This is a genomic window from Streptomyces ochraceiscleroticus (assembly GCF_000720485.1).
Taxonomy (GTDB): domain Bacteria; phylum Actinomycetota; class Actinomycetes; order Streptomycetales; family Streptomycetaceae; genus Streptomyces; species Streptomyces ochraceiscleroticus.
Map to the genome: position 1 here is coordinate 1 of NZ_JOAX01000130.1, position 292 is coordinate 292.

Below are 292 nucleotides of genomic sequence, written 5' to 3' on the forward strand. Positions count from 1 at the left end.
TGCCATCCACCCCGGCTACGGCTTCCTCTCTGAGAACGCCGAATTCGCCCAGGCCGTGCTGGACGCCGGGCTGATCTGGATCGGCCCGCCCCCGCAGGCGATTCGCGACCTGGGTGACAAGGTCGCCGCCCGCCACATCGCCCAGCGCGCCGGCGCCCCGCTGGTCGCCGGCACCCCCGACCCGGTCGCCGGGGCGGAGGAGGTCGTCGCCTTCGCCCAGGAGCACGGCCTGCCGATCGCCATCAAGGCCGCCTTCGGCGGCGGCGGCCGCGGCCTGAAGGTCGCCCGCACC

Annotated in this window: 1 protein-coding gene; it reads left to right on the forward strand. The window is 75.7% G+C overall.

Annotated features, from left to right (window positions below):
- Positions 1–292, forward strand: a 292-nt coding sequence (locus tag IG84_RS38610; protein ID WP_037801501.1) for a biotin carboxylase N-terminal domain-containing protein, incomplete at both ends; no start/stop codon positions are given.